Annotated in this window: 18 protein-coding genes; 15 read left to right on the forward strand and 3 right to left on the reverse strand. The window is 37.8% G+C overall.

The features are described 5' to 3' along the window. Positions 1 to 14: 14 nt before the first annotated feature. Positions 15 to 869, reverse strand: a complete 855-nt coding sequence (locus tag MT489_RS08135; protein WP_244681039.1) for a nuclease-related domain-containing protein — start codon at positions 867 to 869, stop codon at positions 15 to 17. 134 nt (positions 870 to 1,003) lie between these two features. On the opposite strand from MT489_RS08135, the gene MT489_RS08140 reads away from it, so the two are divergent. Beyond that, positions 1,004 to 2,404, forward strand: coding sequence for a HEAT repeat domain-containing protein (locus MT489_RS08140; protein ID WP_244681040.1), 1,401 nt, complete (start codon positions 1,004 to 1,006; stop codon positions 2,402 to 2,404). A 23-nt stretch (positions 2,405 to 2,427) separates the two neighbouring features. On the opposite strand, the gene MT489_RS08145 is transcribed toward MT489_RS08140, so the two are convergent. Continuing rightward, the gene (locus MT489_RS08145) at positions 2,428 to 3,270 is read right to left on the reverse strand and encodes an AraC family transcriptional regulator (RefSeq protein WP_244681041.1); all 843 of its coding nucleotides are present in this window, start codon (positions 3,268 to 3,270) and stop codon (positions 2,428 to 2,430) included. 130 nt (positions 3,271 to 3,400) lie between these two features. Beyond that, a complete protein-coding gene (locus MT489_RS08150; protein WP_244681042.1) occupies positions 3,401 to 4,270 on the reverse strand; it encodes a helix-turn-helix domain-containing protein in 870 nt (289 codons plus the stop codon). Between the two features lie 130 nt (positions 4,271 to 4,400). Here MT489_RS08150 and MT489_RS08155 point away from each other — a divergent pair, with 130 nt between their 5' ends. From MT489_RS08155 to MT489_RS08220, 14 genes are all read left to right on the forward strand, one after another. Beyond that, the gene (locus MT489_RS08155) at positions 4,401 to 6,278 is read left to right on the forward strand and encodes a beta-L-arabinofuranosidase domain-containing protein (protein WP_244681043.1); all 1,878 of its coding nucleotides are present in this window, start codon (positions 4,401 to 4,403) and stop codon (positions 6,276 to 6,278) included. 152 nt (positions 6,279 to 6,430) lie between these two features. After that, entirely contained in the window at positions 6,431 to 7,423 is a 993-nt protein-coding gene (locus MT489_RS08160; RefSeq protein ID WP_244681044.1) for a LacI family DNA-binding transcriptional regulator, read from the forward strand. Positions 7,424 to 7,504: 81 nt separating this feature from the next. Further along, positions 7,505 to 8,860, forward strand: coding sequence for an ABC transporter substrate-binding protein (locus tag MT489_RS08165; protein WP_244681045.1), 1,356 nt, complete (start codon positions 7,505 to 7,507; stop codon positions 8,858 to 8,860). A 51-nt stretch (positions 8,861 to 8,911) separates the two neighbouring features. After that, a complete protein-coding gene (locus MT489_RS08170; protein ID WP_370876424.1) occupies positions 8,912 to 9,829 on the forward strand; it encodes a carbohydrate ABC transporter permease in 918 nt (305 codons plus the stop codon). Between the two features lie 47 nt (positions 9,830 to 9,876). After that, positions 9,877 to 10,725, forward strand: a complete 849-nt coding sequence (locus MT489_RS08175) for a carbohydrate ABC transporter permease (protein WP_244681128.1) — start codon at positions 9,877 to 9,879, stop codon at positions 10,723 to 10,725. A gap of 197 nt (positions 10,726 to 10,922) precedes the next feature. Continuing rightward, positions 10,923 to 12,827 carry a glycoside hydrolase family 127 protein gene (locus MT489_RS08180; protein ID WP_244681046.1) on the forward strand — a complete coding sequence of 635 codons (1,905 nt, stop codon included), beginning with the start codon at positions 10,923 to 10,925 and terminating at the stop codon, positions 12,825 to 12,827. A 771-nt stretch (positions 12,828 to 13,598) separates the two neighbouring features. Then, entirely contained in the window at positions 13,599 to 14,762 is a 1,164-nt protein-coding gene (locus tag MT489_RS08185) for an MFS transporter (protein WP_244681047.1), read from the forward strand. Between the two features lie 306 nt (positions 14,763 to 15,068). Beyond that, positions 15,069 to 16,112 (forward strand): Gfo/Idh/MocA family protein, encoded by a 1,044-nt coding sequence (locus MT489_RS08190; protein ID WP_244681048.1) that lies wholly within the window; start codon positions 15,069 to 15,071, stop codon positions 16,110 to 16,112. Next, positions 16,105 to 17,004, forward strand: a complete 900-nt coding sequence (locus tag MT489_RS08195; protein WP_280518550.1) for a Gfo/Idh/MocA family protein — start codon at positions 16,105 to 16,107, stop codon at positions 17,002 to 17,004. The genes MT489_RS08190 and MT489_RS08195 overlap by 8 nt, the downstream gene beginning before the upstream one ends. A gap of 36 nt (positions 17,005 to 17,040) precedes the next feature. Further along, the gene (locus MT489_RS08200) at positions 17,041 to 17,883 is read left to right on the forward strand and encodes a sugar phosphate isomerase/epimerase family protein (protein ID WP_342345942.1); all 843 of its coding nucleotides are present in this window, start codon (positions 17,041 to 17,043) and stop codon (positions 17,881 to 17,883) included. After that, the gene (locus MT489_RS08205; protein ID WP_244681050.1) at positions 17,880 to 18,638 is read left to right on the forward strand and encodes a glucosamine-6-phosphate deaminase; all 759 of its coding nucleotides are present in this window, start codon (positions 17,880 to 17,882) and stop codon (positions 18,636 to 18,638) included. Before MT489_RS08200 ends, MT489_RS08205 begins: the two co-directional genes overlap by 4 nt. Further along, the gene (locus MT489_RS08210; protein ID WP_307416235.1) at positions 18,635 to 19,792 is read left to right on the forward strand and encodes an N-acetylglucosamine-6-phosphate deacetylase; all 1,158 of its coding nucleotides are present in this window, start codon (positions 18,635 to 18,637) and stop codon (positions 19,790 to 19,792) included. The genes MT489_RS08205 and MT489_RS08210 overlap by 4 nt, the downstream gene beginning before the upstream one ends. Positions 19,793 to 20,486: 694 nt before the next feature. Next, positions 20,487 to 21,596, forward strand: coding sequence for an ROK family protein (locus MT489_RS08215; RefSeq protein ID WP_244681051.1), 1,110 nt, complete (start codon positions 20,487 to 20,489; stop codon positions 21,594 to 21,596). A 4-nt stretch (positions 21,597 to 21,600) separates the two neighbouring features. Further along, a complete protein-coding gene (locus MT489_RS08220; RefSeq protein ID WP_244681052.1) occupies positions 21,601 to 22,320 on the forward strand; it encodes a 6-phosphogluconolactonase in 720 nt (239 codons plus the stop codon). Positions 22,321 to 22,322: the final 2 nt, after the last annotated feature.

Raw genomic sequence — 22,322 nt, forward strand, 5'->3', positions numbered from 1 at the left:
TATGTTCCCTTATTTTAATGTACTGTCTTTTGATGTTCGAAACAGTAGATTTTACCGTTGAATTTTTTATTACTTAAGCAGTAAGACTTAACTTTATCAGTAACAGGTTGATTGCAGACAGTGCAAGTAGATGGAACGTTTGTTTTTTCTAATTGAGCTTTTAATCCGTGGGTATGTTCCTCTCTAATCTTTGGATCAACAATGTTTGCTCTATAAAAACTATTATATATTGCTAAAATGTCTTGCTCATTTAGTAGAGGTTCTTTGTGTTGTATTTTTAATATAGAAAGCTTGCGAAGGATAAACTCTGATAATTCAATGTCGTATACAATCAATTCGTTGGACTGAATTTTGCGATAGTCTAGCTCCACTTTAAATGTGCAACGTTTTGTAAATGAAACCATTGAAATAAATAGATCACGGTATTTTTCATCAATCAATGCTTTTAACGCTTTGATATGTCCATAATTTTGTACAAAAGGATTCATCATTTTGAATTTGCCATTGACTAGCCAAGTTTTTCGATCTTTTCCTCCGTAAATGGTACCCTGATAGTTTTTCGTTTCAATGACAAAAATTCCATAAGGAGTTAGAACAACATGATCAATTTGTGAATACCCTGATGTTGCTTTCGGATTTACAACAAGCAAATCGCTTAAAAAGCGACAATCCTTGGGGAATTGTTCGAGTTGAATATCAATTTTGTATTCTCCTATTTCTCCTTTTCTTTTAGCAATCCGTTCATTAGATTTAGTGTTGTCTTGTTTGGATTTAGAATTAACCTGCTTTAGATTAAGCTCTTCCTTTTTCTTCTTAAAAAACTTAAAAACAAAAACATTTTCTTCTCCTTCTTTGTCTATGTAAATCATCTAAAAATCCATTGCCATAAAGCTTCTTAGTATTGTACTAATCTACCTTAATATCGTCTATATTAATAATATTTGAACTACATATAATTGGAAATGTATGAAGTTTTTAATTCATAACTAGGAGGAGGATGAAAATGGTGATGCAACAAGCTACTTTATTGACGGACGAACAGATGCGCGAATTTATTACGAAAGGGTATCTTATTTTAAAAACTGATTTTTCACCAGAGTTTCATGAACAGCTTATGGAGAAATTGAATCATGTATATGAAAAAGAAGGGAATCCAGGTAATAACTTATTGCCACGGGTACCAGAGTTACAGAAGGTATTTAATCATCCCGCTGTACATGGTGCTCTACAAAGCGTCCTTGGCTCAAATTATTTGATGCATACTCATCGCCACGGTCATTTTAATGCCTCTCCTCAACCTGGCGGATGGCACAAAGATAGTTATTGGGGTTATAACAGAATGCGAAATCATCATCCGTGGTGGGCGATGATTATGTATTTTCCTCAAGATACGCCGGTCGAATTGGGTCCAACTGGTGTGATGCCAGGAACGCAAAACTATGAGACGAGAGTTTTTAAAGAAGATGAAATGGAAAAAGAAGCGCTTGCTAGCGGCGAAGCTGGCACATTTATCTTAATCCATTACGATATTTGGCATAGAGCTACAGCCAATACGCTTGGACAGCCACGATATATGTTAAAGTTTGAGTTCATGAGAACTGAAGCTCCAATTGCTCCAAGCTGGAATAACGAAAATACAAACTGGGTAACACCTGAATCAGCGAATGACTTACTTTTTCAGCATGAAGAAATGTGGGAAGAAACATGGAATTGGCTATCTGGAAAAATTGGAAGTTTGGCTGATACGCAACAAAACGTTAATATCGAGAAACTTTCCGAAACGATGATGGGAGAACATGAACCAGACGCCATTAATGCAACCTATCAATTAGCGGCTTCGGGAGAGGATGGAATCACGGCTTTGGTAAAAGCTTTGCATTCAGATGAGCCAAAAATTTCTCGACTGGCGGCTTACGGACTGTCTGTTGCAGGAGAAAAAGCGGTCCCGGCACTATTGGAAGCACTTGAAAGTGATCAGGTTCAAGTAATCGCCTACGCTGCCTTTGCCCTTGGAGAATTAAGGGGACTCGCCTCATCAGCGATGCCACAGCTAAATGAATTGGTGGACCACCCATCTTCATTTGTTCGCAACACAGCCATCGATGCAATTAGTATGATTCAAAAGCCTACAGAAATTGCAGTGGCAGCATTGATTCAAGGACTAAAAAATGAAGATGTTCAAACAAGATTTACTGCTGGACTGGCCCTTTGCCGATTTGGTTCAGAAGCAGATGCAGCTGTTTCACATTTAGCTTTAGCCCTGGAAGATGAAAATCGTTATGTAAGAGGCCATGCAGTGGAGGCACTAAACTATATTAATACTGACGCAGCAAAAAAAATTCTAATAGATTTCTTGCTTACTTCAAGATGGTGTCCAATAACGAACCCAGCAAGTACGTTTTAATTTAAAATACCAAAAGGAACAGGTTATATATGCCTGTTCCTTTTGGTCATCATGTCTCGATATTGTGATGGCGTGAAACCGAATTGTTCACGAAACATCCGTGAAAAGTAAGATACTTCCATCCCTACTGAATCGGCGATAGCTGAAATAGTTTGATTAGTAGTTGTAAGTAAATTGCGAGCTTTTTCCATCCGTCTTTGATTAAGAAATCGAATCGGAGAGGTACCCGTAAATTGTTTGAAGAGTTGTATGAAATAATTTGGATGGAAGCCAGCAACAGTAGCCAAATCTTCGATTGAAATATTCTCAGATAATTGTCTTTCTGCATATTGGTTAGCTTCTTCAATATTTTCAAAAGAGGGGTTAGAAAAAGGTTGGGATTTTACTTGGTCATGTCCCTCTAACATGAATGCGATCATTTCCAATATAATTGATTGAACATAAAATAAGGATGATAATGAGTTTTTCTCCAAATGTTTAATAAGCTGTCCAAATTGCTTTTGTAGCTTAGTTGATTCTTCTACTTTAATAAAAAGAGGAGCATTAACTAAATCAAATAAGTGTGTATCTCCTACCTTGGCTAAGAAATGACACCAGAATTTATCAAATGTATCATCCGTTAATATTCCATATGATTGCTCTAACCCAGCAGGTAATAAATATAGCTCACCAGAGCGTGGGTAATATATTTGCTCACCAACTTTTACAAAGCCAGTGCCAGATTGAATGTAATAAAATTTATTGAACTCTGGGGTGAAATTCGTTTCGCCCCAAGAAACTGGCACTTTTGTACGGTTAGCGACCAATACATCAACTTGAGCATTAGCAATGTACTTTTTCAAAAAATCAGCTTCTGTCTTGAGCACCTAATCACCTCAACAATAGGTCTTAACTAATAATTCGCTAAGACTTTGAAACGTTCCTGCTTGGAACAATTAGGAGAAAAGATGAAAAGACAGTTTGAAGAATATTGAAAACGCCTTAGTCGCTTACAATTTAATGCCCTTCATACTGCTTCCGAAACTGATTCGGGCTCATTCCTTCTTTCTTTTTAAAAAAGCGGCTGAAATACGCAGTTTGTTGAAAGCCGCAGTTTTCCGCGATTTTTTCGATGCTCCAATTTGTGGAGACGAGAAGTATTTTTGCATGGTCGCATCGAACTTGGTTTATGTAATCCACTGGGCTGTATCCTAATGTGTTTATCATGCATCTCGCAATATAGTTAGGATGGTAGCTCAGTGATTCTCCAAGCTCTTTATAGTTTATTTTTTTGGCAAAATTTTTTCTTAAAAAAGAAGCGGCTTGTTCTGCCACGGCTAATGCTGGAGATGACTTTGCCCAGTGATTTTTATTAGCTAGTTCTTGCAGTAACTGCTGAAATTGCATTTGTCTTTTCCATTCCCACGAGTAGGTTGTATTTTCTTCTATTAATAGTAATTGCCTGCATAAGACGTCAACTGCACTCCAGTTTTGAATTTTTCCGTGCTTTGGAAGTCTGATCCAAAATGATTGTTCTGAGAAAGCATTTCGATGTTCTGATTTTGTAAAGTCATATCCTCTTCTAGATGAATCCTCAGTGATGTCAATCCATTCCTTTGACATAACAAAATGAATCCAGTAAAAATGTGTTTCAGATTCGCATGGTGTAAACGAATAATGATGTCTATCAGGATATAATATCAGCGCTTGTTTTTCTTCAACAGGGTATTTTTCTCCATTTTCCCCCATTATTAAACAACCTCTAGTTACCACAAGTAAATCAAAGACTCCAATATTATTACGGTTTGGGTGAGTTTGACCAATTGTATATGTATCTTCCCCGGCGGCCAAGAAGATTGGTAAAGGTGGTGCACTGAATTGTAGCATTTTGTCTTTTCTCCTCATTAGAAGGTTACGATTGTGCAAAAAATTGTTTGAATTTTGCATTATTTTTCTACCATTATAGCAATATAATGGGCTCACGGTACATAGAAAAGAAGATAAAGGTGGGAGGATTTTGAGTCATACAACGTATCAAGGATTAAAAGAAACCGTTTTTCAGTCGTTGCCACTTGGAAGTGTAAAGCCTAGCGGATGGTTAAAAAATCAGTTGGAAATCCAAGCTAATGGTTTCACTGGCCATTTAGATGAACATTGGGAAGATGTTGGACAAAACAATGGCTGGCTTGGTGGGAATGGAGACAGCTGGGAGCGTGGTCCCTACTATTTAGATGGGCTCCTGCCATTAGCTTATCTTTTAGAGGATGAAAGATTGATAGAAAAGATGAAGCCTTGGATAGAATGGACGTTTGCTAGCCAGAAAGAAGATGGTTCGTTTGGCCCTTCATATTTAAAAAATGCAAATAACATTATGGATGACTATGACTGGTGGCAAGATTTTATTATGTTGAAAGTGCTAACACAGTATGAAGAAGCAACGAAAGATGAAAGAGTCATTCCATTTATGTTGAAGTATTTTTTGTATTTGAAAACGGCTCTTTTGGATCATCCATTAAAGGAATGGCATGAAGCCCGTGGAGCGGATTTATTATTATCGATTCATTGGCTATATGAGCGAACGGGGGATTCTGAGTTACTCGAATTAGCGCAAATAGTTCAAGACCAAACAATTGAATGGAATAAGATTTTTAATAAATTCCCTTATTGGCGTAAACAAACGGAATGGAATCATCGGACGCATGTTGTAAATGTAGCGATGGGGATTAAAACACCAGCAGTTTTTTATCGACAAACTGGGGATGAAAGCGATAAGGAAGCTGTCTATAAAGGAATTCAAAGCTTAATGACCTATCATGGTCAAGCACAAGGAATGTTTTCAGGCGATGAATGGTTATCAGGAACCCATCCAAGTCAGGGTGTCGAGTTATGTGCGGTTGTTGAGTATATGTTCAGTTTGGAAAACCTAACTCGCATTTTAGGAGATGGGATGTTCGGAGATATTTTAGAAAAAGTTACATTTAATGCACTGCCCGCAACAATCTCACCAGAATGGGATTCTCATCAATATGATCAGCAAGTAAATCAAGTGATTTGCAACTTAGCCAAACGACCATGGTCCAATGGTCCGGATGCAAACATGTTTGGGTTGGAACCGAACTTTGGATGTTGCACCGCAAATATGCACCAAGGCTGGCCGAAGTTTACTTCAAGCTTGTGGATGGCGACTCAAGATGGTGGGCTAGCCGCTGTTTCGTATGCGCCGTGTTCTGTACAAGCGACTGTAGCTGATGGAAGGGATATTGAACTTGTCGTTAACAGTAATTACCCATTCCGCAAAGAAGTGGATATTGAAGTGAATCTTCAAGAAAAGTCCACCTTCCCGCTTCTGTTCAGAGTTCCGGGTTGGTGTTCAGGAATGGAAATACGAGTGAACGGGGATGTGCAACAGGTTAAAACGGAAAAGGGTTATTCGCGTCTTGAAAGAGAATGGAATCCTGGGGATCGCATTGAGATTATGCTTCCGATGCAAGTTCAATTGGAGGATCGAAATAACAATGCGGTTAGTGTGAATCGTGGACCACTCGTATATGTGTTGCCGATAGGTGAACAGTGGGTTTGTGTTCAGGAACGCAAACGATTCCACGATTGGGAGATTTACCCCACTTCTTCATGGCGTTATGCCTTAATAAATGATGTTGAGTTCGAAGTAGAGGAAAATGAAGAAATTCATCATCAACCTTTTACAACAAACCACGCCCCAATAAGATTACTGACAAAAGGAAGGCTGCTTTCAAACTGGATGATGAAGAAAAATTCAGCCGCAGCACCTCCAAAAGATCCAAAGCCTTATGAGAATGCACCAATCGAAACAATCGAACTTGTTCCCTATGGATGTGCAAGGTTGAGGATTGGGGAATTTCCAGTGTTACGGTAGTAGAGGATCTTTCAATAATTGATGAAATTGCGATTGAGGTAGCTTTTACGATTATTTAGGAAATTAAAAAAAGAGTTGGTGAAAATAATCAACAACTAATTTGAACCGGTTTTATGAAATCGGTTTTATATAAAAGTGAAAGGGACTGAACATTGACCACTATCAGGGATATAGCTAGGATTGCCGGTGTTGCTCCTTCTACAGTATCTCATGTGTTGAATGGAACTGCACCGGTTAGCTTAAAAACGAAAGCAAGAGTTCAAAAAGTAATTAATGAGTATCACTTTCAGCCCAATTTTATTGCAAAAAGTTTGAAACAGAACCGGACATTTACAATCGGTGTTTTAACAGATAATTTTATGGATTTTGTACCTTCAATGATTGGTGGAATAGAGGAATATTTGCATCAGCAAAATTATTCAATCTTAATCTCTAAAATCAGATATGAATATGAAAGTGAGTGGGATTATACTCAGCTTTTTAACCCAAAACAAATTGATGGTTTGATCTATGCAAGTTCTTGGGTGAGAGAAATTCAGTGGAAAACGCCCGATATTCCTCACACGTATGTGTATGGATATACCCAAGATTTAGCTGAAGATTATGTCATTCCGAATGATTTTCAAGGCGCATTTGATGCGACGATGCACTTAATCACATTGCGACATAATAAAATCGGTTTTATTAATGGGCCGATCGATTGGAACGCCTCAATTGAACGGTTAAATGGATTTATTGAAGCACATCGAAGAGAAGGACTTGAAATATTCCCAAGATGGATTAAAACAGGCGATTGGTCAAGTGAGTCGGGTTATTCATTAGCCGCTGATATTTTAAAGGGAAATGAAAGACCTACTGCAATTTTTGCGGCGAATGATAGTATGGCTGCGGGTGTCATACGGTATTGTGTAGAGCATGGAATTAGGATTCCAGAAGAACTTTCGTTGGTAGGCTTTGATAATACGAATTTCGCTTCTATATTAATACCTGCTTTAACGACAGTGGAATTGCCTACTTTTAAGATGGGAAAATTGGCTGCCAAACGATTGCTTGAGAATATACAAGGTCAAAGAGGTTCTGGCCAAAAGAAAAAAGTAGATTGCAAGTTAATAGTTAGAGAATCAACGATGGCGAATAAGCATTAGGGAGGTGGTCTCTTCATTGTAAGAATTTTGAACGTCTGTAGTCTCAAAGTTTGTAATAAATATTAAGGGGGAAGTGTACCGATGCCAAAAAAAATATGGATTTTAATTCTCACTTCAATTTTGTGTATTTTTATTACAGCATGCAGCTCAGACAATTCATCCAAGAATAGTGACGGAAAAAGTGATGGTGAAAAAGTTACGTTAAAATTCATGTATTGGGGAAGTGTGTTTGAAAAGCAAGCAGTAGAGAAGATGGTAAAATCCTTTGAAGAAAAAAATCCAAATATTAAAATCGATGCACAACATGTTCCTAATGATTATGGTACGAAAATAAATACTTTAATGGCTTCAGGAGATTTGCCCGATGTTGCCTATTTAGGTGAAGGCTTAGCATTAAAATGGGCTGAAGAAGGCAAGGTTATGGATGTTACTCAATATATGTTGGAATATGATGAGTTAAAAAATCGTATCCCTGAAACGTTCTATTACTTCGATAAAGGCAAAACAATAGGTACGAATACAGCCGGAGAAATTATGAGCCTTTTCTATAATAAAGATTTATTTGCAGAACAAGGTGTTGATTTGCCTCCTGCCGATGCGCAAAATGCTTGGGACTGGGCAAGCTTTGTTGAAACTGCACAAAAGTTAACGCTTGATAATCAAGGTAGAAATGCACTTAGTCCTGATTTTGATGCTAAAAACATTGCACAATATGGAATATCCTTCCCAACTTGGTGGGCTGGTTGGTATCCATTTTTACTGAGCAACGGAGGAGCAATCACGAACGAAGATGGAACGAAGTATACTCTTAACAGTCCAGAAGCGGTGGAAGTATTCCAAAACTTACAAGATTTAATGTACAAATATCATGTAGCTCCTACCCCTACGCAAAAAGAAAACATGCCTGCAACAAGTGTTCTTTTGCAAACAAAAAAGGTCGCTATGGTGATAGATGGTCATTGGAATATCCTTGATTTTGGAGAAAGTAAATTGAATTATGGAATCGGGGTCCTTCCAAAATATAAAGAAGCGAAATCGGTTATATTCGGAGCTCCAACTGTTATTTTTGCAGATACTAAGCATCCTGATGAAGCAATGAAGTTTTATCTGTTTCACAATAATCCTGAAGAAGTAGATCTATTTGCGAAAGGGTTATGGATGCCGCTGGAAGAAAAATACTATACAGAACAGGAATATATTGATAGCTGGACAAATAATGAGGTACACCCTCCGGAATTTAAAGAAGCGGTCGTTGACTACACAATGAATAATATAGAACCAGGTCCATCTTATAGCTTGAAAAATTTCGTAGAGATTGATCCTGCAATTGGAGCAGGCTTAGATCCAATATGGCTAGGCAAAAAGTCAGCTAAAGATGCTTTAGATGAACTTGAAAAATCGGTTCAACCATTACTTCAAGGGTTATATGAGCGATAAAAAATGAGGACAGGAGGAATACTTTTCTTCCTGTCTCTTTAAAAGGAGGGAATGCTTTTGAACGTGAAGAAGAACAAAAGATCAGGTTTATATGTTTCAGAACGAAGATGGGGAATTCTTCTTGCGTTGCCTGCTATATTAGGATTTTTCATTTTTACACTTGGACCAATGGTTGCTTCACTTTTTTTTAGCCTTACGGACTGGAAAATAGGGGGAGAATTTACTTTTATAGGTTTAGAAAACTATAAAACAATGTTTACCGAGGATCCTCTTTTCAAAAAATCACTTGGTGCTACTCTCTATTATTCATTGGGTAGTGTTCCACTTGTTATAATAGTAGCCTTTATAGTGTCTCTATTACTCAATCAAAAAGTAAAAGGTCTATCTATTTTCCGGACAATCTATTACCTTCCCGTTATTGTGCCAAGTATCGCAAGCACGATGTTATGGTTATGGATTTTTAATCCTGATTTTGGATTGTTTAATTCCATGTTAAAAATGATGGGAATGCCTGGTTTGCAATGGATTTATGATGAGAAGACCGCTGTTCCTTCCCTTATCCTAATGAGTACTTGGGGAATCGGAAATTCTGCAGTGATTTTTCTTGCAGGGCTGCAAGGAATTCCTACTCATTTGTTCGAGGCTGTTGATATTGATGGTGGGAATGCGTTTCATAAACTTTTATATGTGACGATTCCTACTATGACGCCAACCATCTTTTTTAATTTAATCATGTCCTTAATAGGAACATTACAAGTGTTTAATGAAGCTTATATTATGACAAATGGCGGGCCGAATAATTCTACTTTATTCTATGTTTATTATTTGTTTAGAACTGCTTTTCAGGAAACGAAAATGGGTTATGCAAGTGCACTTGCTTGGGTTCTCTTTTTGATCATTATGGTTCTAACCTTAATCGTATTTAAAAGCTCTAAAAGCTGGGTTTATTACGAAGGCGGTGACAAATGATGAATGGTGAATCCAATGTTAGTCTTAGCAATAAAACAAGTCCTCAAATGATTAAGGTGAGGAGAAAAAAGAAGATTTCTATTTGGCGAATCCTTGTGTATATCATTTTGATTGCGGGAAGTATTATCATGCTGTTTCCTTTTGCTTGGTTGCTAAGAAGTTCATTAATGGGAACTGCTCAAATCTTTACGTTTCCGCCTGAATGGGTTCCAAGACCTTTTGTGTGGAGTAATTACTCTGAATCCCTGACTATTGTTCCGTTTCATAAATACTTTTTAAACACGATGACGATTGAATTTTTTGCTGTCAGTGGAGTTTTGATCTCTAGTACTGTTAGTGCTTATAGCTTCGCACGATTGCGTTGGCCAGGTAGAGACATCATTTTTGCTTGCGTCCTTAGTACAATGATGTTGCCTTATGCAGTTACGCTCATTCCTGTTTTTATGGGGTGGAAGGCTCTTGGAGCTGTTAATACAATTTTGCCACTTACGGTTCCTGCGTGGTTTGGTGGTGGGGCTTTTAATATTTTCTTATTGCGACAATTCTTTAGAACGATCCCAAGGGAATTGGATGAAGCAGCTTATATAGATGGTGCCTCTCCATTAAAGGTCCTTGTAACCGTCATCATTCCATTATCAAAACCGGCGATTATTGTAGTTGCCTTATTTACATTCATCGGTGCTTGGAATGACTTTTTGGGACCGTTAATATATTTGAACGATGACTCAAAGTTCACGTTAGCTTTAGGACTGGCTTCCTTTAAAGGAATGTACAATGCTCAATGGGGATATTTAATGGCGGCATCTGCAACGATTGTCGCTCCGATTATTGTTTTATTCTTTTTTATGCAACGCTATTTTATTGAAGGAATTGCTTTGACGGGAACAAAAGGTTAAGAGTATGCGAGGAAACTAAACAATAAACCAATTAGAAGGATGGCCTTTTTTAGTTAAATGATGAAATTCTAGTTAGAAATGATGAAATTTTTCGGGAAATTGTTTAGATCTTTGCTCGGTTTGATGATCTTCTTATGTTAATTGGTGAATTCAAGACAAGAATTGATGAAAATGATAAAAGGTAGGGAGGAAATAGAATGATTACAAAACAACTTATAAAATATAAACCGCTTTCTTTTACAGATGTGGCAATTAATGATTCGTTTTGGGCGAAAAAAATAGAGGTTAACCGCAAACAGACGATTCCTTTTCAATATCAACAATGTAAGACGACAGGTAGAATTGATGCATTTCGACTAGATTGGAAGCCAGGGGTAGAGCCTGTGCCTCATATTTTTTGGGAATCAGATGTAGCAAAGTGGATTGAGGCCGCTAGTTACAGTTTAGCCACACATCCTGACAAAGAACTAGACGCCTTATTAGATGAAGTAATTGAAATAATTGCTGGTGCTCAGCAGCCGGATGGATATTTGAACGTTTATTTTACTGTTGTTGAACCTGAGAAAAGATGGACGGATTTACGTGATGCACATGAATTATATTGTGCGGGACACTTAATTGAAGCTGGTATTGCTCATTTTAAAGCCACGGGAAAGAGAACATTATTTGATGTTATATGTAAGTACGCGGATTATATTGATACTGTATTTGGGTTAGAAGAGGGTAAAAAGAGAGGTTATTGTGGGCATCAGGAAATCGAATTAGCTTTAGTGAAATTATATAGAGTTACAGATAATGAAAAGTATTTGAGGTTGAGCCAATATTTTATTGATGAAAGAGGAAAACAGCCCCATTATTTTGATTTAGAGAAAAAAATACAGCCAGGATTTTTTGATGCCTTTATGAATAGTCATCAAGATAGGAATGCCTATAATCAATCTCATAAACCGGTGAGGGAACAAGATAAAGTGGTTGGACATGCGGTGCGGGCATTATATATGTACTCTGCGATGGCTGATCTTGCTGGCGAGCTTGGAGATGAAAGTCTGCTTCAGGCTAGCGAACGCTTGTGGGATAACCTTCATAATAAAAATATGTATATTACAGGTGGAATAGGCTCAACTCGTGCAAATGAAGGGTTTACTTTCGATTATGATTTACCTAATGAAACAGCATATGGTGAAACATGCGCAGCGGTTGCAGTTGTTTTCTGGAATCATCGCTTGTTGCAGCTTGACTGCGATGGAAAGTATGCAGATGCATTGGAACGTGCTCTTTATAATGGAGTAATCAGTGGAATTTCATTGGATGGGAAGAAGTTTTTTTATGAAAATCCTTTGGCAAGCCTAGGGAATGTGCATAGAAGAGATTGGTTTGGGTGTGCATGCTGCCCTCCGAACGTTGCTAGATTGTTAGCTTCATTAGGAGAATATATATATTCCCAGAACGAACATGAAATTGCGACTCATTTGTATGTAGAAGGAAGCGGAAAATTTAACATACAAGGTCAAGAAGTTATTTTACATCAGAAAACGAACTATCCTTGGGATGGAGAGATTAATTTTACGTTTGAATTACAAACACCGCAGAAATTCGGTCTTAAACTGAGAATACCGGAATGGTGTCAAGATGCGCTATTAGAAGTAAACGGAGAGAATGTTGAAATTCCTGATAAGCTTGTGAAAGGGTATGTGACGATTGAAAAAGAATGGTCAAGTGATGATACAGTAAAGCTCATTTTAGCCATGCCAGCTCAACGTTTTTATTCCAATCCAAAAGTACGCCAAAATATTAATCACATTGCAATCCAAAAAGGACCGGTTGTCTATTGCTTAGAATCCACTGACAATATCGAATCCCTTCAAAAAATTAGCGTATGTAGAGATAGTGGTTTTGTTGAAGAATTCGTTCCTGAGCTACTTGATGGAGTTGTTAAAATTAGTGGTAAAGGAAAGGTAATGGAGGATAATGATTGGGATAGCAAACTCTATAGACCTGTGAAACCTAATGTTTCTCCTTTTACATTTACTGCAGTTCCTTACTATGCGTGGGATAACCGTGAGCCGGGACAGATGAGAGTCTGGATACAGGAGATAGGTTGAAGCTAAAACAGGCTATGTGAAAAGTTGGTGTTTGATAGGGTGACATATGAAGCAATGAACATGCTATTTCAATTTGGCATTTTTCTGGCTTCACCTTTAGCGAAAGTGTAGCTATGATTGCACTAGTCACCAATAGAAAAAAGAAGTAACTGCCCACCGCTCTCACCAGAGTCAGGCCGTTACTTCTTTTGTTAAAACTCTATAGCCAACTGGCCAGCAAATCTTGAAGCTGCAAGTAGTTTCTACTCCGACCAAGTTTTCTCTCGGTCTTTTTTATTATATATCTATCATACATAAAGATTAAAAATTTTTGTGTAATGTTGTCTAGATGTCCTTAAAGTTCCATACCGTAATAAATGACGTTTCTTCACCACCTTTTCTGAGGAACAATAAGTTGAAAAAAAAGTACAAGATTAGAGTGAATCGTTTCCTCTAACGAAGCCATTTGAGTATAAAAAAGTTATTTATAAAATAGCCTATTTCGAACATTCGGTGTAATATTTATGATGTTGGCACTTTTTAGTAAAGAGGAAAAATAATAAATTTAAATCGTAAGCGAAGATGGAAAATAGCTGAATCGAAAAGGTGAGTCTCAGCCTTTTCTTTGTCGATTTAAGGACATCGCCATTTCAACGTGATTAATAGATTAAAACTTTAATTGAAGCGGATTCATTCTCTTTTGCTTGGAAAAGGGTCTTTTTTGGATTGGTTAGTCCGTATTATTAGGAGTGTCCTCACCAACGGGAACATCATAGAAAAGGAAGCGTACATATGAATCAAAAACCGTTATTTTGGAATTTAAAAGGATTTTTATTTTTAGTTGGGTCGATGAATACCTTTGTAATCAGCTATTTACCGCTTTATTTTAAGAATTTGGGATTAACTACTTCTGAAATTGGAATGTTTTTGGCGCTTGGTACATTTGCCGGTCTTATTGGACAGCCATTTTGGGGACTGATTAGCGATAAATACAAAACGGTTAAAAAGATTGTGATCGTGGTTGTTCTCGGAAGTATTCTTGGTCTCGTGTGGATATTTCAGCTATCTCATATTGGCTGGATTTTTGTTGCGGGCTCGTTCTTTTTTCTTTTTTATAATGCCATTTTTCCCTTATCAGAAAACTTAACAAAACGGCTTGCAGACCAGAACGGGGTGTCTTTTGGCTCCATACGTTCATGGGCTGCCATCGGATTTGCCTTAATTTCCCTTATAAGCGGATTCTTATTTGCAAAAATAGGAATTCAATACCTTGCTTATCCAATGATATTCATAGGGATTTTGTTATTTTTGTTAAGCTTGCGGTTGAAAGATGCAAAAACAGGAACAGAAAAAATGGACTTTAAGAAGATGGGAGCCTTTTTCAAAAACCCGACTTTATTGCTTTTTTTCTTTGTTGTTTCGTTTATTACCTTAACCCATCGTATGAATGACAGCTTTATCAGCTTGTATTTATTTGATATTGGTGGAGATGAGACACTTGTGGGTTGGCTGTGGTTTATTGGTGTATCGAGTGAAGCGATTATGTTTTTAACAGCGACTCTTTGGTTCCGTCCCCAAAAACCAATTCACTATATCATCCTTGCTGGATTTCTATATATGGGACGTTGGATCGTCATTGGCTTTATTTCCAATCCGTTCATCCTCCTCATCGTCCAATCCTTGCACGGAGTTTGCTATGTGATTTTATTTATGGGAGCGATTGAGTATTTGTATAAACGGCTTCCGGTAGAAATGCAGGCAACCGGTCATATGGCTTTCATGATCATTGTGTTTGGTGTGACGGGAATTATTGGTAACTTCGCAGGTGGATTTGTGTTTGATACTTATGGAGGCTCAACTCTATATTTTCTTATGGCCGCTTCTACTTTTATGGGCATCGCTGGCTTAGTTTATTTTAACGTTAAAAAGGTGCGTTCAGCTGGAATGGGTGAATAAGTGGAAAATGGAGAATTACATGGTATTTGGGTCAGCCTCCTACTTTTACAAACAATTTGCAGTTCAATGGAAAATGCGGTAAATAAATTCAGCTGATCTTACAAAATTAAATGGAATTTTTCATAGGTTTAAACTAATATGATTTACTTGCTGAAAAAAATGTACCTATATTTTTAGATTGGGTACATTTTTCTTTTATGTGATTATTAAAGGATATTAGTATTTAACATAGAATTTCTATATAAGAGGATAGTTTTTCAACTAAAATGAAGGCGTTTTAATTTATTCTTAGAGGGAGTGTACCATATGTCAGACAAAATGAAGTTCGCAATTGTAGGTGCTGGTGTGATTGCTCCGTTTCACGCGAAGGCAATAACAGCTAATGAAAAGGCTGAATTAGTTGCTATCTGTGATACGGGAAAAGAAAAGGCGGATAGTCTTGCTGAGGAATTTTCAGTTTCTAAAACGTATACCGATTATGAGAAAATGTTTAGGGAAGAAGAGATTGATATTGTTTCCGTTTGTGTGCCAAGCGGACTTCATTCCGAGGTGACCATTGCGGGGGCAAAGGCGGGAATCCATGTCCTTTGTGAAAAGCCTTTAGATATCACAAGTGAAAAAATGACTGCGATGATTAAGGCATGCAGGGAACATAATGTGAAATTGGGGTGTGTTTTTCAAAGAAGAACGTTAGATGCTGCGGTCATTACGCGTAAAGCGATTCAAGAAGGTAAGTTAGGGAAGCTTGTACTAGGTGACGCGTATTTAAAATATTATCGAAGTCCTGAATATTATGCGAGTGCTGGATGGAGAGGGACTTGGGAATTGGATGGGGGCGGTGCTCTGATGAATCAAGGAGTACATGGGATAGACCTGATCCAATGGATGGTTGGAGATGTCGACTCTGTATTTGCCTATACTGCTCCGTTAGTTAGAGATATTGAAGTAGAAGATACTGCGGTAATTGCGGTCAAATATAAAAATGGAGCATTCGGAGTCATTCAAGGGACCACTTCTGTTTACCCTGGGCAGGAAACTAGATTTGAAATCCATGGGGAAAATGGTTCGATCATTTTTTCAGATAGTGGTTTTCAACAATGGACATTCCTTGATGGTGATAACGAGATTCCGCAAGTTGAAAATGTAGAAGGTGGAGGCAGCGATCCTAAGGCAATTTCGGATGAAGGACATTTTGTTTTTGTCGAAGATATGATTCAGGCTGTTACTGACAATCGAGAACCTCTTGTACCAGGTGAGGAAGCGCGCAAAGCAGTTGATTTAATTCTAGCAATCTATGAATCCTCGAGAACAGGAAAAGAAGTAAAAGTAGGAGCTGATTCTCTTGAGTAACATTAAAATTGGAATGATAGGATTAGACACCTCACACGTGATAGCTTTTACAAAGCTTCTCAATGGCAAGCAACATGAACATCATGTTCCAGGAGGAGAAGTTGTTGTAGCATTTCCGGGCGGATCTAAAGATATGGAATTTAGTTACACTCGTGTGGAAGGGTTTACGGAGGAGATGCGTAATGATTTTGGCATCAGGATTGTTCAGTCTCCTGAAGAAGTTGCGGAACAAAGCGATGCGATATTGCTAGAATCCGTTGATGGCCGTGTTCATCTTGAGCAATTTCGTAAAATTGCATCGTTTGGAAAGCCAACATTTATTGATAAGCCAATTGCTACAACGACGGAAGATGCAAAGAAAATTTTTCAATTAACTGAGGAATTTGGGACTCCTGTTATGAGTAGTTCCTCGCTTAGATATTCGGAAGGGTTAACGGCAGGCATTGAAAATAATGAAAGCGGTGCAATTTTCGGTGTAGATTGCTATGGACCATTGGCGATGGAACCAACACACGGATTGTTCTGGTATGGAGTACATACGGTAGAAATGCTTTACAAAGTGTTTGGTCCTGGGTGCGAGAAAGTAAAGGTTACGAAAAACGATGACCATGATTTAATTGTCGGAGAATGGAAGGATGGCAGGATTGGTACCGTGCGCGGAAATCGAAAAGGAAATAATTCGTTTGGTGCATTGATTCATAGGGAAAAAGGTACGCAATTTGTCGATGTGAATGCTGATAAAACACCTTTTTATGCAACACTTTTGGAAGAGATTATCCAATTTTTTAAAACAGGTAAATCACCAATTAACCACTTAGAAACATTAGAGATTACGAGGTTTTTAGAGGCGGCAGGCGAAAGTGGTGAAACGGGAAAAACTGTGAAACTATAGACTGGAGTGAATACATTGATATTTGATCGATTAGGGGTGTTGACGGACGAGGTATCGCAAAACATAACGGAGGCTTTTGACTGGGCCGAGAGGAATAGAATGAAACATGTGGAGATTCGGATGGTCGATGGGAAAAATATAGCGGATTTTTCCGATAAAGAATTAGAACAATTACTTTTTGAAGTTGAAAAAAGGGACTTATTCGTTTCGGGCATCGCTTCCCCACTGTTCAAATGTGCACTCGATCCTTCGAGACCTGTTGCTTCTGGAGATACGTTCGGGCAAATAGAAGAAAGTGTTGAAAATCACTTTTTAAAACTTGAAAGAGTCATAGAAATCTGTAAAAAATTAAAGTCTGATAAAATTCGAATCTTTTCCTTTTGGAGAGAAGAAAATCCTTCCTTATACAATGCGGACATTATTGAGCATTTAAAGAAAGCTGCGAAAATAGCAGAAGAAAATGGTGTTTTATTATTATTAGAAAACGAAAATTCATGTAATGGCGGCTATGCATCTGAAGTAGCGCATGTCGTTCGGCAAGTTGATTCGCCTTCCTTGAAGGTTTTGTGGGATCCTGGAAATGAACAATACGGAGGACGTCCCGCTTTTCCGGAAGGCTATGAAGAAGTACGTGGGCTTATTGGTCATGTTCACTTGAAAGATGCTTTCGTTGACGAGAAAGGACAATCAAGATGTGTTCCAATTGGTGAAGGAAGTGTACCTTTTTTCGATCAGCTTCAAGCCCTGATAAATGATGGATACGAGGGGCTTTTTACAATTGAAACTCACTACATTCCTGAAGGTGGAACGGCAAAAGAAGGCACGCAAATGACATTGGAAGGCCTACAAAAAATATGGGGAGTCGAGTGTGAAAAATGAGTATAACTGTAGAACGAGTTGATCATTTGGTTGTGCAGGTATATGAGACGCGTGAGGATTTAGGAAAAGCAGCAGCAACACAGGTTTCTGCTAAGATAAAAGAACTTTTGGAAGAACAAGATACGATTCGAATGATTTTTGCAGCAGCACCTTCTCAAAACGAACTTTTTGAAACGTTGAAGAAAGATTCGGAGATTGATTGGAGTCGTATAGTTGCATTTCATATGGATGAATACATTGGGCTTGAGGCGGGCGCCCCGCAAAGTTTTGGAGTCTTTTTGAAGGAGAAGCTTTTCGATGAAGTAAAACCGGGGATTGTTCATTATATGGACAGCTCACAGGATGTTGCTGAGGAACTTTTACGTTATGGAAATCTTATTAAAGAAGAGGAAATTGATATTGTCTGTTTAGGGATTGGAGAGAACGGACATCTCGCCTTTAACGATCCGCCTGTGGCTGATTTTAATGATCCTGAATTAATAAAAGTGGTTGAGTTGGATGATGTTTGTAGGCAACAACAAGTGAATGATGGATGTTTTGCAACAATTGAAGACGTACCAACTCACGCGATTACTTTAACAATTCCTGCCTTAATGTCAGGGAAACATTTATTTTGTATTGTTCCTGGCCCAACCAAAAGGCAAGCAGTTAGAGGAGTATTGGAAGGTCCATTATCTACAGATAATCCTGCTACTATTTTACGTCGCCATCCCAGCTGCATCCTTTATTTGGATAAGGAATCATATAGTAAATGATGACGACGATAAAAGGAGTTCACTTTGGAACTGGGGAATCAATTTCTGTTACGATTGATGGAGAAAAAATTTGCAATATCACTAAGGAAAAACATGATTCTCCTTATTACATTGCCCCGGGACTGGTCGACTTACAAATTAATGGATATAAAGGTTATGACTTTAATACGCTGCCGATACCAGAAGACCTTGTTAATGAAATTACGGGAGCAGTCTGGCAGGAAGGGGTTACTTCTTTTTACCCGACCGTAATCACGAATAGCGATGAGGTAATTGAAAAGGCCGTAGCAATGATTGCTGAAGTTTGCGAAAAGGATCATTTTATTAATAAATGTATTCCCGGTATTCATATTGAAGGCCCGTTCATTTCACCTGAAGATGGTCCAAGAGGAGCGCATGGGAAGGAATTTGTGAAGGCGCCTGATTGGGAGCTTTTTCAAAGATGGCAAGAAGCCGCTGGTGGGAGAATTAAAATAATTACGATTTCACCTGAATGGCCGGAGTCGATTGAATTTATTAAGAAATGTGTAGAAAACGGAGTGGTTGTTTCAATTGGGCACACAGCGGCGACCCCAGAACAAATACGGAATGCCGTTGCCGCTGGTGCTAAAATGTCAACGCATCTTGGAAACGGAGCACACTTAATGCTTCCCCGTCATCCGAATTATATATGGGAACAATTAGCACAGGATGAATTGTGGGCATGTCTGATTGCAGATGGCTTTCATCTTCCAGAATCATTTTTGAAAGTTGCGATGAAAGTGAAAGATCCCCGTGCGATGTTGGTAAGCGATGCTGTATATTTGAGTGGTATGGCACCTGGACCTTATCAAACGCATATTGGCGGCGAAGTTGTATTAACGCCAGAAGGTAAATTGCATTTAAAGGAAAATCCAAAGATGTTGGCTGGCTCTGCACAAATGTTAAAAGACGGAATCGGACATCTTGTTAAAAGTGGTATTGCGACTTTACAGGAAGCCTGGGAAATGGCTTCAGTTAGACCTTCAGTTTTTATGGGACTCTCTACTTTGGAGGGGCTGAGCAAGGGCGCGATAGCTGACTTGGTTGTTTTTAGCTTGGAAGAAAGTCGTGTGAATGTGGTTCAAACTTACAAGGCGGGAAAGTTAGTATATATGGCAGATAAAAGTAGATAGGTGGAGCGTTCTAGCAAAATGAGGCTTTTATTAGATACGGAATTACATATAATTAGATTTCATCGTGAAATAGTACATTGGTCGATCCACGATGAAATCTTTTTTTATAAGGGGTTCGTTGTAAATAAAGTGCGGATTCCCGACGAACTGAAATTTTAATAGGATTACGTCGAGAATAAGGTGTTAATTCTCGACGAATTTGAGTTTTAAAAGGATTACGTCGTGAATAAGGTGTTAATTCTCGACGAATTTGAGTTTTAAAAGGATTACGTCGAGAATAAGGTGTTAATTCTCGATGAATTTGAGTTTTAAAAGGATTACGTCGAGAATAAGGTGTTTATTCTCGATGAATTGAGTTTTAATAGGATTACGTCGAGAATAAGGTGTTAATTCTCGATGAACTTGAGTTTTAAAAGGATTACGTCGAGAATAAGGTACAGATTTCCGATGAATATAAGGTACCTCGTGAATCCTGGACGCATATGTAACAAATCCAAGTTACTATTATTCATTACGAAAAGTGTGGAATGGTGAAATCATTTCCTCTGAATTAAAGATTAAAATATAAAGTTATTTTCAAGCAATCAATATAGATTTTATTGACACCCGTACTAGTAAGTATATAATGATTTTTAAATAACTAATTATTTAACTTTATTAATTAATATAGTTTAGTATTAAAGGGGCACAAGTAATGAAATCGTACTTACCGAACGATATAAAAGACGAAAATCGAAAGATTATATTTGATATTCTTTTGCAACATCCAGAACTGGCAAAAGTGGAGATTACTGAAAAGACAGCGATTAGTTTTGTGACTGTAAGTAAAATCGTTAATTTTTTTGAATCCGTCGGAATCCTAAAAGCTACTGGCGAAAGTCGTGAAGGATCAGGTGGCCTTGGAAGAAAACGGACAGTTTATCGATTTGTTGAAAACAGTTATGTCACAATTGGCATTCAAATTATCGGCAATAAAATAACGGCTGTACTTGTAAATTTACATAGCCAAGTGATTAATTCGTATTCGCTGGAAACAGAAATTCCATTTTATCGCGAAGATTTTACGATGGTATTTGAAAAAGTCATTAATCAGATGAAAGCGAAAGCATCCAAAACGAACAGCATCGTTTTAGGAATCGGGATTGGTGTAGATGGCGCAATCAATACTCGAAAAAAGACAATAAGAATGAAGACAAAAGAATATAAGGAACAAGATTTTCTTTACGAGGATATTATGGGGAATCTAAAAAGCAATTTGCCTATTATTCTTGAAAACGATGTAAACGCCTCAACAGTTGCTGAGTTTAGAAATTTAGAGAATCATGGTTCATCTTTAACGGATTTGGTACATATCACTTTGGGGGATGGGATTGGAGCCGGTATTATTATTAACAAAAAGCTGCATAGAGGAATTAATTCTAGCGCTGGGGAATTAGAATATATGTGCTTTGATCCGGATTACAGGAAAAATCCTTCGTCTGTAGGATGGCTAGAAAGTAAAATCGGAATCAAAAATCTTTTCGAAAAAGAAGATATTCAAACTCGTGTCGATTATATTTCAAAAAATCTCGCATTAACAATCACAAGCATAATCAGTATCCTGGATATCCATGAAATCATTATTGGCGGAAAGACGATCGATTTATTTCCAGATGCTATATTAAAAAGTACTAAAAAATACGTTGAACAATATACAGAATGGACACCGAATATTTCACTTAGTCATTTAGAGCATTCAGCGGCACTTGGAGCGGCAATACTAATTCTCCAACAGGAGATTCAAAAAGTAATTTCAGGGAGTTGACATGATGATAAAAATATTTGAAAGTGCAGAAGCAGTCGCTAATAAAATTGCAGAAGAAATGAACCACTATTTAATCGAAAATGAAAATCCTGTTTTTTGCTTAGCTTCCGGTAGCACACCGCAAAAAAGTTATGAACAGTTTGCGAAAAACGTAGGTGAAGAAAAAAAGAATCTTAAAATTGTCAGTCTTGATGAATGGGTGGGAATTAGTCGAGATTCTGAAGGAAGCTGCTACCAAATGCTAAACAAGGATTTATTTTCATTACTACAGCTAGAAAAGGATCAAATTGAATTTTTCGACGGAACCTCCCAAAACCTTCAGGAGGAATGTGCTAGAATTGATCATTTTATAGAAAATAATCCGATAACGTTTAGTTTAATGGGTTTGGGAATGAATGGTCATATCGGATTGAATGAACCAGGCAGTCCAGTACTAAATAATAGTTCCATTGTAAAATTATCAGAAACAACGAAGACAGTTGCGCAAAAATACTTCGACCAACCAACACATCTAGAGGAAGGCATCACACTCGGATTAAAGCAAATTATCAATAGTAAAAGGGTAGTCGTGGCCATTACAGGTGAGCATAAAGCTGAAATTGTAAAAGAAATTATTGAGAATCAAGAAGCAAAATTACCTGCGCAAGAGCTGCTTGGATACGACCATATTGATTTTTACTTGGATGCAGATGCAGCAAAGTATATTAAAAAAGGGGCTAGATAAAG

The organism is Lederbergia wuyishanensis (genome assembly GCF_022900255.1).
Taxonomy (GTDB): domain Bacteria; phylum Bacillota; class Bacilli; order Bacillales; family Bacillaceae_C; genus Lederbergia; species Lederbergia wuyishanensis.